Origin of the sequence: Vibrio sp. 10N.222.47.A9 (genome assembly GCF_963872585.1) — a bacterium.
Taxonomy (GTDB): domain Bacteria; phylum Pseudomonadota; class Gammaproteobacteria; order Enterobacterales; family Vibrionaceae; genus Vibrio; species Vibrio splendidus.
The window spans coordinates 196,889-208,716 of sequence record NZ_CAWNBB010000043.1 but is presented as its reverse complement, the minus strand read 5'-3'; the positions used below and the strand labels follow the sequence as shown (position 1 = coordinate 208,716).

11 protein-coding genes are annotated in these 11,828 nt (G+C 44.7%); 6 read left to right on the top strand and 5 right to left on the bottom strand.

Annotated features, from left to right (window positions below):
* Positions 1–1,031 precede the first annotated feature (1,031 nt).
* Entirely contained in the window at positions 1,032–1,310 is a 279-nt protein-coding gene (gene rplY, locus AACT19_RS13790; protein WP_004734628.1) for a 50S ribosomal protein L25, read from the bottom strand.
* Between the two features lie 369 nt (positions 1,311–1,679).
* Between rplY and AACT19_RS13785 the strand changes: the two genes are divergently transcribed.
* The 3 genes from AACT19_RS13785 to AACT19_RS13775 all read left to right on the top strand — a co-directional run bounded on the left by AACT19_RS13785 (position 1,680) and on the right by AACT19_RS13775 (position 4,297).
* On the top strand, positions 1,680–2,408 hold the full coding sequence (locus tag AACT19_RS13785) for a glycosyltransferase family 2 protein (protein ID WP_076646749.1): 729 nt from the start codon (positions 1,680–1,682) through the stop codon (positions 2,406–2,408).
* Positions 2,409–2,422: 14 nt separating this feature from the next.
* Positions 2,423–3,742, top strand: coding sequence for an LssY C-terminal domain-containing protein (locus AACT19_RS13780; RefSeq protein ID WP_076646747.1), 1,320 nt, complete (start codon positions 2,423–2,425; stop codon positions 3,740–3,742).
* A 174-nt stretch (positions 3,743–3,916) separates the two neighbouring features.
* Positions 3,917–4,297, top strand: coding sequence for a VOC family protein (locus tag AACT19_RS13775; protein WP_029222629.1), 381 nt, complete (start codon positions 3,917–3,919; stop codon positions 4,295–4,297).
* Positions 4,298–4,403: 106 nt separating this feature from the next.
* Here AACT19_RS13775 and AACT19_RS13770 read toward each other — a convergent pair whose 3' ends face one another.
* From AACT19_RS13770 to AACT19_RS13755, 4 genes are all read right to left on the bottom strand, one after another.
* Positions 4,404–5,750 (bottom strand): ATP-binding protein, encoded by a 1,347-nt coding sequence (locus tag AACT19_RS13770; RefSeq protein WP_076646746.1) that lies wholly within the window; start codon positions 5,748–5,750, stop codon positions 4,404–4,406.
* A 102-nt stretch (positions 5,751–5,852) separates the two neighbouring features.
* Positions 5,853–6,512 (bottom strand): response regulator transcription factor, encoded by a 660-nt coding sequence (locus AACT19_RS13765; RefSeq protein WP_004734666.1) that lies wholly within the window; start codon positions 6,510–6,512, stop codon positions 5,853–5,855.
* Positions 6,513–6,600: 88 nt separating this feature from the next.
* Positions 6,601–6,999 (bottom strand): PepSY domain-containing protein, encoded by a 399-nt coding sequence (locus tag AACT19_RS13760; RefSeq protein WP_076646744.1) that lies wholly within the window; start codon positions 6,997–6,999, stop codon positions 6,601–6,603.
* Positions 7,000–7,103: 104 nt separating this feature from the next.
* On the bottom strand, positions 7,104–8,846 hold the full coding sequence (locus tag AACT19_RS13755; RefSeq protein ID WP_076646742.1) for a DEAD/DEAH box helicase: 1,743 nt from the start codon (positions 8,844–8,846) through the stop codon (positions 7,104–7,106).
* Positions 8,847–8,943: 97 nt separating this feature from the next.
* On the opposite strand from AACT19_RS13755, the gene rsuA reads away from it, so the two are divergent.
* The 3 genes from rsuA to AACT19_RS13740 all read left to right on the top strand — a co-directional run bounded on the left by rsuA (position 8,944) and on the right by AACT19_RS13740 (position 11,708).
* Positions 8,944–9,639, top strand: a complete 696-nt coding sequence (rsuA, locus tag AACT19_RS13750; protein WP_076646740.1) for a 16S rRNA pseudouridine(516) synthase RsuA — start codon at positions 8,944–8,946, stop codon at positions 9,637–9,639.
* Positions 9,640–9,831: 192 nt separating this feature from the next.
* Positions 9,832–11,049, top strand: a complete 1,218-nt coding sequence (locus tag AACT19_RS13745; protein ID WP_076646739.1) for a Bcr/CflA family multidrug efflux MFS transporter — start codon at positions 9,832–9,834, stop codon at positions 11,047–11,049.
* Positions 11,049–11,708, top strand: a complete 660-nt coding sequence (locus AACT19_RS13740; RefSeq protein WP_017091686.1) for a DUF2913 family protein — start codon at positions 11,049–11,051, stop codon at positions 11,706–11,708. Before AACT19_RS13745 ends, AACT19_RS13740 begins: the two co-directional genes overlap by 1 nt.
* Positions 11,709–11,828: the final 120 nt, after the last annotated feature.

Sequence of the window (11,828 nt, the reverse complement as noted above, 5' to 3'; positions counted from 1 at the left end):
TGAATTACGCAACAAAGCCCCTTCAAAACGCCGTTGATTTTTAAGAATTAGCACTAGAATCTGGATTGAGATTTCTTCCAGGAAAGTGTCAACATTACTTGGTCAATAAAATCTCTCGCTAGCCCTTTAAATCCATGCGCTCTAGGTGAACTGAAAGTGTCACCTAGAGTGCGCGAGGGTGGGGGGGCAGGAGTTTATGCTTGTGATGCGACCAGAGCCCCACCATCATAAATTCTTGGACCCAAATTCTTCAATATTTTTGGTTTGCATAGACGTTCTAGCAATTATTCGGATTCCGAATCCATGATTTTTGGCCAGAGAAGCCGAGTGTTATGTTTTGAAAGGTGAGTGTGCGGATCAGTGAGTGTCTATAGGCCTTTAAAGTTCTTGATACTGGATGAGTAGGTTTACTTGCTAATGGCTAGTTCTGGCGTGTTATGTCATTAAATGAGAGTTGAAGGATTAGGTTGGAAGATGGTGCTAAGAATGAACGAAAGGCCAGAAGTGTTTTCTTGATCGCCTTTCACTGTTGTTTGATTAGCCTAGAGTGTATTACGCGGTGGTAAAGCCCAATCCAATATACATGAATGTAAGTAGGCGGCTCTCAGCGCTAGCGAGTTATGCCAAAGGAGTAGTTCTTATTCTTGATTACTCTATTCGTTTAGAAGTGCGTACATGACCATACAAGTAACATTCTAGATGCTAGTCGGTTTTGTCTTTTTGTTTGAGTAGTGTGTTGAACCTAGCGAAAAAGCGGTCTAGTCTTACTGATAGAAAAACTACTGTATAAGTCCACCTTTCGTCCACCCTTAATCCACCCAAGTAAAGCTGGGATAAAGTGGGGAAGGTGACAGTGATTTATTTCAGTGTATTGCGCGAGATTTACGACGTTTTTGAGGGCTCAAAAACGGTGAAACCCCGATGTTGGTAGCATCGGGGTTTCGAATTTCTAGATTTCTCGACTGGTAAGATCGATTATCTTTTCTATGCAGAAGGCTTGGATTAATCCAATCTTATTCCTTGGTAGGGAATTAGATACGGATGAAGTCCATGTGCTCAACTTTAGGCTTGAACGCGTGACGTTGAACGTCTTGCGGCTTAACCTTAACTTCTGCGCCGTCAATCAACAGAGTGATTGCTTCGTAGAATTCAGGCTTATCCATTTGGTTGATCACTTCAGCGTGAACAAGTTCGATAGCTACAGCTGCTGCTTCGCCACCGTAGATTACTGCTGGGAATTTACCAGTGTGACGTAGGCGGCGGCTCGCACCTTTACCTAGTTCAGTACGTACTACTGCTTCAAATTTCATAGTTTTACTCTCAAATTAGTAAAAATTAACTTCACACCTCAATGCGACCTTGAGTGTGTGGTAATGCTTAGGCATAAACGAGTTCATGCTTAAGCGAGCGCGGATACTAACATCACATTCAAATCTGAGCAAGTCAGAAGCCCATCTCAAAGTGAATTTCCTTCGATAAATGATTCGTTTGGAGATAAAACGTTCACTAGCTCTTATTTACCCCATTTTGTCGTCTTTTACATTGCCAATCTTATCTATTTATAGCGCTGCTAAATCATCAAGTTAATGAACGGAAAATGAATGTTTGCCTAAGACTTGGTTAAGGCTTGGTTGGTTAATCTAAGTGTTAATTAAACAGCAGAATGAATAGGTGAAAATATGGAACCGGTAAGCATTGTCGTAATTACGCTAAACGAAGAGAAACGCATTAGCCGCTTAATGGAAGAGTTGAGTGTGCAAACCCACCAAGAGTTTGAAGTGATTGTTGTCGACTCGAACAGTGAAGACAACACAAGAGGAGTGGCACAAGCTTATGAAAACGCGTTGCCAAAATTAACGGTTCATCATATGGAAAATCGTGGTGTGAGCCTTGGACGAAACACAGGTGCTTCATTGGCGCAATACAACAGAATCCTTTTCTTAGATGCTGACGTGAGCTTGCCCCGAAACTTTCTTGCGAAAGCGCTTTATGAACTAGAGGAGAAGAAGCTTGAAGTGGCGGGTGTGTACATGAGCTCGAAAGGTCTGCCGCTTGTACACAAGTTTGGTTACGGCTTATTTAACGCAGGCTTGTTCACTACCCAGTTCTTTTCCCCGACGGCGATTGGCGCATGTATTTTCTCGACTAAACGCGCGCATGATGAGATCGGCGGTTTCGATGAAGAGATCGTCCTGTGCGAAGACTGTGACTACGTAAAACGTGCGAGCAAGACATGGCGATTTAGATTCCTGAATATGACCTTTGGTTTTGACCCACGTCGTTTAGACCAAGATGGCGTTGTGAAGACAGGCTCAACTTATCTTAAAGCTAATGTAAGACGCTTCTTCAAAGGCGAAATGCGTAACAACGAGATGAACTACAAGTTTGGTCACTACAAAGAACAGTAAGTATTGAGGTTGTTATGTTTGATGGACTAGGGCTGTTTCTGGGGGCATTGGGTGATGCTCTCATTGGCCCAAACCTATTTGTACCGGGAGAGCCCTTCTTTATCGCAGCGGGCTTTCAACTGTATTCAGGTGCATGGATGGCGTTGGTTTTGGTGATGCTAGGTGGTTTGCTTGGTGACCAACTCAGTTATTTCATTGGTTATAAATACGGTGCTAAGGCGCAACGAAGGCTCATTAAGTTTCGTCCTAAAACCAAAAGATTAATTGCGCGCTGCCGCTATCTGGTTGCTCGCAAAGGCACATACATCATTCTTTTTGCTCGTTTATTAGGGCCTATCGCTTGGGTTGTGCCATTTATAGCTGGCTCGCATCGTGTACCGTGGCGTAATTTTAGTGTGTTGGCGTTTATCGGCTTGGCTCTTGGTGGCGGACAGTTCATTGCTTGGGGCATGTTACTGGCGCACGGCGTTGAAAACTTCCCGTGGCTTAATAGCCTTAAGATATTTATCTCTGAGCATAATAGTTTGATCGCCGGTGTGTTCACGGTATTGGTCTTCACCATTATTGGTTATCGAATGAAGTGGCGACGCTTGGTGCTTAAATCCAGTGCGCTGTTGTTGGCGTGGGTATTGTTTGCGAACTACGCTCACTTTTTCTGGAAGGCCGATGATTTTCAGAATCAACCAGAGACGGCTCAAATTGACAAAGTCGACTGGAATTCGGTTACCTATAAAGCGTTCCCTGGCAAATCTTCGTTCTACTCAGCACAAGCGATCAACGTAATTTATGTTGGAGCAACTCCAAGAGATTTAATGAAGCAATTAGGCTGGATAGAGAATCAAACGTTTTCTCGAAATGAGATTGAATGGGCTGGTTATCTCGCATTGCTTAGAGACAAAACGCCGCCAGTATCCGATTTATATTGGAGAGACAAGCCGCAAGATATGGCGTTTCAATTGCCGGGTAACTTGATGAAGCGTAGCCATATTCGCTGGTGGCGTGCTGGTGTTGATATTAAAACTAACCAGCCTCAGTGGTTAGGCGCAATTAGTTATGATGATGGCCTTAAAGTCACGCCTTACTCAGGCATTGTGACCGTACTTCATAACATTGACCCTAATGTTGATGAAGAGCGAGATAGGCTCGCTAATCAGATACGAACGTCATTACCAGACATCGAGTTAGTTAAACACCCATTAGCGACGGTGGAAGTGATCGATGACGATCATGACTATTATACTGATGGCAGGATTTTGATGATCGGAGTAGCAACCTACCGCGATGATTCAAACGCTTTGGATGTTGCTATGAACGATATACAGAGTGATATATAAGAGCGACCAGCTCGAGCCTTGTTTGAACCCTCCGTCAAACAAGGCTTTGCAATTTCTACTGGACTATATCTATACAAACATAACCTCCTCTCATGTAATTCCTCGGCTATAAATTTTTCAATTTTGACTATGCTGATTAAGGGCGAACAAGCAGCGAAAGCTGAGGATAACGTTATGCAAATGAATCCGATTGGTTGGTTTGAAATATATGTTGATGACATGTCGAGAGCAAAAACTTTTTATGAATCAGTGTTTAAAGTGACGCTGGATAAGTTAGACAATGAAACCGGAATCGAAGTTGAGATGTGGGTATTTCCTTGCGATATGGGGAACTATGGCGCCACAGGAGCTATATGTAAGATGTCTGGTGTAAAAGCGGGAGGCAACAGCACCATGGTTTACTTCTCTTGTGAGGATTGTGCCACAGAAGCCAGTTTGGCAGCGGCCAATGGTGGCGCGCTACAAGTACCCAAAATGGACATTGGTAAGCATGGTTTTATCAGTGTAGTGAGTGACACGGAAGGCAATATGATTGGGCTTCACTCGATGAGCTAATCATATTGAAGCGAGAAAAGCTTTGTTAAACCAGAATAAAGTTAAGCCCTAGCGTTGTGCTAGGGCTTATCGTGTTTACTTGGTTTACTTAGCGCGTTTAGCTTACTTAACCTTTGCTTAGTTTAAGCACCAGAGAGGCTTTCAATCCGCCCATTGAGCTCTTGCTGAGCGTTAGGCTGCCTCGGTAGCTGTGTGCCATTTCATTCACGATGTTAAGCCCCAACCCTGTTCCCGGTGTGGTTTCATCAAGTCGAACACCACGTTTGGTGACTTGCTCAAGTTTCTCTTCAGGAATGCCTTGGCCATCATCTTCAATCACCAATTCAATGTTGCCATCGTCGAGTTCATTCGAATGGACTCGGATAATGCTGCTCGCCCATTTGTAACTGTTCTCGAGTAGGTTGCCGACCATTTCATCAAGGTCGGTTTTTTCTACTGCTACTTCAATCTCAGAGTCTAACTCGTTAATCATGGTGACTTCGTTGGCAGCGTAGACTTTATCAAACGCCATTGAGATGGCTTCAACACGCTCACAAGGTGAAGACTTCACTGAAAGAATGTTCATTGCACCAGCCATGCGCGCACGGCCAAGATGATAATCTATTTGGTTCTGAATCTGATGAATGGGTTGCTGTAACAATGTTTTGTCATCGTCTGGAAGTCGCTCTATCTCATTTTTCAAAACCGACAGCGGTGTTTTCAAAGCGTGAGATAAGTTTCCAGCGTGGTTACGCGCTCGTTCCAATAACTCTTGATAGTGGAAGAGTAGGGCATTGAGGTCAGAAACCAATGGAGAAACCTCTTTCGGGTAGTTGTCGCTTAACCCTTGTTGCTCGCCGTTTCTTAACATCACCAGTTCACGTTGCATCTTACTGAGTGGCAATAGTGACCAGCTGACTTGAATACCAATCAACATCAGCACGCCCACAAACAGCAACATCAGAATCAACCAGACTTGACCTGTAAGTTCGGTCAGTGTGGATTCTAATGGGTCTTCATCAATACCTATGGTGATCGTGACAGGATCGTTCAGTTCAGGCAGATAGATATCCTGCTCGATGTAAATCAGCTTTTCTTTCTCAGGCCCTTTGATTGAAGTATGAATCGGCGAATGCTTGATGGTGAGGTCTTTGTCCCATAGCGAGCGAGATCGAATAATCTGGTCTTGGGTAGCGGCTCGCCAATAAATACCACTGTAGGGTTGGTTAAACCTAGGGTCAGACAGACGCTCTGCCATGATGAGGTTACCACTGTCGTTGGTTTCTATGTTGGCGGTTAACTCGTCCATGGTTAGGCTGAGCTGTTGCTTGACGTCATCGACCAAGTAATCGTTAACCAACTTAGGTATTCCGACGCCTGCCGCTAATATCATCGCACCTAGCCAAAAAGCCGCGGCGAGTAGCAAGCGGCTTTTTAGACTGACGTTTTTAAGTGTTCGTTTTTTTAGATTCATACGTTACCAGCCTGTCTTTGCTCATCTTGCTATGAGAACAACAACGATCAGCACAGGCTGTCCACTAATTGGAGATTGCTCTTAGCTTAATTAAATACAGCATTATTCAGCATTCAGTTGGTAGCCAAGGCCACGAACGGTTTTGATGATCTTTGGTGCGATTTTCTTACGAATACGACCGATGAAAACTTCAACCGTGTTTGAGTCGCGGTCGAAGTCTTGCTTGTAGATGTGCTCAACCAACTCCGTGCGCGAGATAACCTTGTTTTGGTTATGCATGAAGTACGCGACAACTTTATATTCTAGCGCCGTGAGGCTAACCGCTTGACCTTGCCACAACACTTTTGAGCTGCGTGTGTCTAGGCTTAGATCTCCAATTTGAAGTATAGGAGCAGCACTGCCTGACGCTCGGCGTAGTTGAGCCCGAATGCGGGCTATCAACTCGACCATTTCGAATGGTTTAGTTAGGTAGTCATCAGCACCTGCATTCAAGCCTTCTACACGTTGGGTAAGCGTGTCACGCGCACTTAAGATAATCACTGGCGTGTTAATGTTTTCGTCTCGAATGCCTTTTAATACGGTTAGGCCATCCAGCTTAGGTAGACCTAAATCGAGAACAATAGCATCCCACTCTTCTGATGTTGCACGGTAGAGTGCGTCGATACCGTCTTGAGAAAGTTCCGGAACCCAGTCGGCTCCCTCAAGGGTTTCTAGAATTTGTTGGCCCAAGCGAGGTTCGTCTTCAACGACTAAAATTTTCATAATTGTTCTTCTTAATTCTTGTAATGACTGTTCGTTGTGCTTAATTGCTCGTCGTGATCAATGGCGTCTTTAAAGTTGCGGCGCTTACTTATTCACCGTGCTTAATTGCGTCTTTAAAGTTTCGGCCTTTAATCATGAGCATTTCTAACGTCTCGGCGTTGTATTCGACTTTGATGATGTTGTTTTGGTAATTGATTTTTAGTTCATACACCCAAATGTCGTCATCTTCTTCTAGCTCTACTTTAATGATTCTGCCATGAAGATCGTTCTCAACGGCCGCATACATTTCTGAGAAAGGGCGAATATAGCCTTCGCGTACGGCTTCGTAGACTTCGTCTTGATCTTCTTCAAATTCGATACGGGTTCCTGCTTTATGGACATCTTGTACAAGATCATGACCGTTATGAGCTGAGTCAGCCCACGCACTAGCGGCGACACATAAGCCTAAGCTTAAAGAAAACATAGAAATCATAACTTTACTAAACATAGCGAATCCTAGAGAAGGTTGATAGCGTTCAGTATAAAAAAGTAATTCTGAACAGAAAGTGAACCTGATGAATAATGAGATTTAGGTTCTCAAAAAATGAGATGTTAACGTTGCTGAAGCTCGTCTTCGAATATCTTGTCTCTCATTTTCCAAAAACGCCCGACTTTACGTGCAATCACGAATTGAGGTGGGCGGAATCTATGTTGGTGAGCAACCACTTTCGTTGGTGAAGCTTCTTCAAAAGGGCGGTGTCTGTCGGCAAGGTGAGGGCGAACAAACTGATCCTTAAAGTTCTGCTTTTGTTTCTTGGTGGTTAATGACCAAAATTCATGCACTTGTGCTTGGTTTTCGCCACGGTAAGTGACTTTAAGTTGCGACTTACCTTTGTCGTCCTTGAGAACGTTAAGATCCATCTCTAAACACTCAAACACCAACGCATCTTTTAAGTTCAGCGCTTCTTTAAGTTTTTTATCTGGGTCGACTAAGGTTGCATCGCACTCATGGCAAATGCGCGCGGCAATGTCATTGTCAGCGCCGCATTCACCGCAGTATTTGGCTCGGAAGCGATAATTACAGTGTTCGCGTTCGCCAGTGTCTTCATCGGTAAAGTAGCCTTGGCATTTACGGCCAAAGTGCTCTAGCAAGAAGCCATTGCTGTCTAGCTTGCCCCAGAAGTTATTGTTGAAGCCGCATGCAGGGCAGGGGATGGTGATGATTTCACTGTCTGAGTCGGGTTTAGGGTCGCCCACTTCAGGTTGGTAAAGATCGTAACTGTTGCCTGCATAGTCGAGCACTAAACACTCTTTTTTACCCGGCGATAAGCGTAAGCCACGGCCAACGATTTGTTGATACAAACTGATGGACTCTGTCGGACGCAAAATCGCGATTAAATCCACATGAGGGGCATCAAAACCTGTGGTTAATACCGATACGTTAACCAAGAACTTGATTTTACGTTCTTTGAAGTCACTGATGATTTGGTCACGTTCGAGAGTTGGTGTGTCGCCGAGTACGATTGACGATTCACCTTCAGGCAGTAAGCCAAGGATCTCTTGTGCGTGTCTAACCGTGGCAGCAAATATCATGATCCCTAACTTGTCTTTGGCCAGCTCAATGATCTGGTCGACAATTTGTGGGGTCGCACGTTTAGATTGCTCAATCACCATATCGAGTTCGGCTTCTTTGTAACGGCCTGTACTTGCAGGTTTTAGCTGTGAGAAGTCATAACTCAACACTGGCGCATCGATCATGCGTGCTGGTGTTAGAAAGCCTTCGTCTAACAAGTAGCGAATCGGCAACTCGAAAATACAATCTCTGAAAAACCTAGGCTCTTCAGATCGTACTTGTCCACGCGTGTGATACTGATAAAGCCAACCCATACCAAGACGATAAGGGGTCGCGGTTAGCCCAAGCACCTTGATGCCCGAATTATTCTCGCGCAAGTGAGTGATCACTTTTTGGTAGCTACTGGTCTTTTCATCGGGAACACGGTGGCATTCGTCGATAACCAACAGTGAAAATTGGTTAGAGAATGAATCGAGGTTGCGAACCACAGATTGAACCGAAGCAAACACCACTTGTTGGTCTGTCTCTTTTCGCCCTAAACCCGCAGAGAAAATTGAGCCTTTTAGCCCATAACCTTCATACTTTTCATGGTTTTGTTCGACCAACTCTTTAACGTGAGCGAGTACCAGAACTCGACCTTTCGCAAGCCTTGCTAGCTCTGCAATCACAAGGCTTTTTCCAGCGCCTGTAGGCAACACAAGAACAGCCGGAGTTTGGTGTTTTCTGAAGTAATGAATCACTGATTTTACAGAATCAGCTTGGTACGGGCGGAGTGTATACATATCGCGTCTTGTAGGGTAGAAAACAAATAGTGTGAAATAGCTCAACTAATTGAGCAAAGGTGACTATAATACCCGACTTAGATTAGTTGAGGTATTCATGCGTTTAGATAAATTTCTGTGCGATGCGTTAGGCGTCACTCGAAGAGAAGCAACACACTTATTAAAATCCAAGGCAGTGACAGTAAATGATGTCATTCAAAAAAACGGTTCACTCAAAGTAACTGAAGAGTGTGTTGTGGAATGGCAAGGCAATGAACTGAATGTTCACGGCCCACGTTACATCATGCTTTATAAGCCAGAAGGCTTTGTTTGTTCGCATGAAGATGGCGCAAATCGTATCGCCTTTGAATTACTCGATGAAATCAAAATGGACAAGCTGCACTTTGCTGGTCGTCTAGATATTGATACGACGGGTCTTGTGTTGATTACCGATGATGGTAAGTGGTCTCACCGCATCACATCGCCAAAGCACAAGTGCGAGAAGACGTACCGTGTGTGGTTGGTTGAACCTGTTGAAGACGATTACGTTGAAAAATTCAAAGAGGGCATCCAGCTTAAGAGCGAAGATGGCCTAACACTTCCAGCACACTTAGAAGTTCGTGCTGAGCGTGAAGTACTATTAACGATTCACGAAGGCAAATACCACCAAGTAAAACGTATGTTTGCGGCACTTGGTAATAAAGTTGAAGGGTTACACCGTGAGCGTATCGGTGAAATCGAGATGGATGAATCTTTGGAGTTGGGTGAATACCGTTACCTAACACAAGAAGAAGTCGACTCTATCTGGAAGTAATCTTTTCTGCCGTAGATGTGGCCGACCAAGGATAGCGTCGGCTGATTATTTTGACTGGTACTAGGACAGTTTCAGCCATTATTACTATATGTTCATGTATGTGTGCGCATATTCGTGTATCACTGTGCGTATTCGTATATTGTTGCGTGCATGCTCGTGCTCACATAGAACCTAGTACTTAGTCGGAGAGTTATGCAAACGTCTACCCAACAGACCCCAAGCTCACAACCACAAACTCCTCAGTTAGGTTGGATGCTATTTTTGGTTCTGGGTGCGATTGGTGCACTGACACCACTCGCCATCGATATGTACCTGCCTGCTATGCCAACGATCGCCAAAGATCTAGGCGTGACAGCGGGTGAAGTACAAATCACACTCACAGCGTACACCGCAGGTTTTGCATTGGGTCAGTTGTTACATGGTCCGTTAGCCGACAGTTATGGTCGTAAGCCTGTTCTACTGATTGGTGTATTCTTCTTTGCGATAGCCTCCGTCGTGAGTGCAACCACTCATGGTATTGAAGCGTTAACGTTAGTTCGTACGGCTCAAGGTTTTGCAGGTGCTGCCGCAGCGGTTATTATCCAAGCGGTTGTGCGCGATATGTTCGACCGTGAAGATTTCGCAAGAACCATGTCGTTCGTTACCTTAGTGATGACGGTTGCGCCACTAGTAGCCCCCATGATTGGTGGCTATTTGGCATTGTGGTTTGGTTGGCGTTCAATCTTTTGGGTGTTGGCTATTTTTGCGGTGATCGTGATTCTCGCGGTTATCATCAAAATCCCCGAGACACTGCCTGTCGAAAATCGTCAGCCCTTGCGCTTTAAAACGACGATTCGTAATTACGCTCGTTTGTGTAAAAACCCGACGGTTATGGGTTTGATTTTCTCGGGTGCATTCTCATTCTCTGGGATGTTTGCATTCTTAACCGCAGGCTCTTTTGTCTACATTGATATCTATGGCGTACGTCCTGACTTGTTCGGTTACCTGTTTGGCTTGAACATTGTTGCGATGATTTTGATGACAACCATCAATGGTCGAATTGTTAAGAAGGTCGGTTCTCATACAATGTTGAGGGCAGCGCTGGTCATCCAATTACTGGCTGGCGTAGGTTTACTTGTCGGTTGGGCATTGGATCTCGGGCTTTGGGGAATTGTGCCGTTTGTGATGCTATTTATTGGCACTATCTCTACTATCGGCAGTAACTCTATGGGTCTATTGCTCAGTGGTTATCCAAACATGGCAGGCACGGCTTCATCGCTTGCGGGAACATTAAGATTTGGTACTGGTTCTGTCGTTGGGGCTATCGTTGCGATGCTGCCAAGTGACAGTGCTGGGTCTATGGCTATGGTAATGGCTGCGTGTGCAGTAATGTCAGCATTACTATATTGGACATTAGGAAAGAAGGCATAATGTCAAAATACTATATTGAAATTCAGAAGTTAGTGAATGATGCGCTAGGTGAGCTATACGCTCTACATAAGTCTGGCAAGGCCATTGACGCACCTATCGCGAACAACCTTTACCTTGTTCGCTGGGTAACAAAGGCGATTAAATCCCAAGCTTATGATCGCGTGATTGTGCCTGACTTGGTTCGCTGGCAGAAACAGGGTCGCTCAAAAGGCAATAACTCTGATTTAACTTTTACCTTTAAACGTATTTCTGCGTTTTACGGGCGTTTTTTCCCTGAAGGCGAAGAGCCTAAAGTGCTTAAAGACAGTGATGTTGAAGCGTTCATGGACAAAATGTACGAGATGGGTTGGAGCGTATCGAGTGAAGACGAGCTAACGACTGGCGGTAAGATTCAATTCTTCACCGATGGCGAGCACTCTTTTGCTTTGTGTGGCAAACAGTGTGATGACTCTTTCGACGGTGAGTTGATGGTTAAGCCAATGAACTGGTTTGTTCGTGGTAATCACGCCGAGTTCATTCAAGCGGCGATGGAAGCGGGTTTCATGCTTCACAAAGTAACGGACTACAAGTCTGCGGTGAAGTATCACGGTGAATACATTGTTTACCCTGCTAACCAAGGCAACCAACTTGCAGAGATCCCAATTAGCGTTATTGGCTAATAGCGGATTCGGGATACGAGATGAGAGATACGAAGAGCGGAATTATCCGCTCTTTTTTTGCCTCTCATAGCGCGTGTCGCAAATTTGCTTTTAATCTTTTCGCATCTCGACACTCGAATC

Excerpts from the sequence above, each read along its gene's own strand:
- rplY (WP_004734628.1), bottom strand. The coding sequence starts at position 1,310 with ATGAAATTTGAAGCAGTAGTACGTACTGAACTAGGTAAAGGTGCGAGC.
- AACT19_RS13785 (WP_076646749.1), top strand. The coding sequence starts at position 1,680 with ATGGAACCGGTAAGCATTGTCGTAATTACGCTAAACGAAGAGAAACGC.
- AACT19_RS13780 (WP_076646747.1), top strand. The coding sequence starts at position 2,423 with ATGTTTGATGGACTAGGGCTGTTTCTGGGGGCATTGGGTGATGCTCTC.
- AACT19_RS13775 (WP_029222629.1), top strand. The coding sequence starts at position 3,917 with ATGCAAATGAATCCGATTGGTTGGTTTGAAATATATGTTGATGACATG.
- AACT19_RS13770 (WP_076646746.1), bottom strand. The coding sequence starts at position 5,750 with ATGAATCTAAAAAAACGAACACTTAAAAACGTCAGTCTAAAAAGCCGC.
- AACT19_RS13765 (WP_004734666.1), bottom strand. The coding sequence starts at position 6,512 with ATGAAAATTTTAGTCGTTGAAGACGAACCTCGCTTGGGCCAACAAATT.
- AACT19_RS13760 (WP_076646744.1), bottom strand. The coding sequence starts at position 6,999 with ATGTTTAGTAAAGTTATGATTTCTATGTTTTCTTTAAGCTTAGGCTTA.
- AACT19_RS13755 (WP_076646742.1), bottom strand. The coding sequence starts at position 8,846 with ATGTATACACTCCGCCCGTACCAAGCTGATTCTGTAAAATCAGTGATT.
- rsuA (WP_076646740.1), top strand. The coding sequence starts at position 8,944 with ATGCGTTTAGATAAATTTCTGTGCGATGCGTTAGGCGTCACTCGAAGA.
- AACT19_RS13745 (WP_076646739.1), top strand. The coding sequence starts at position 9,832 with ATGCAAACGTCTACCCAACAGACCCCAAGCTCACAACCACAAACTCCT.
- AACT19_RS13740 (WP_017091686.1), top strand. The coding sequence starts at position 11,049 with ATGTCAAAATACTATATTGAAATTCAGAAGTTAGTGAATGATGCGCTA.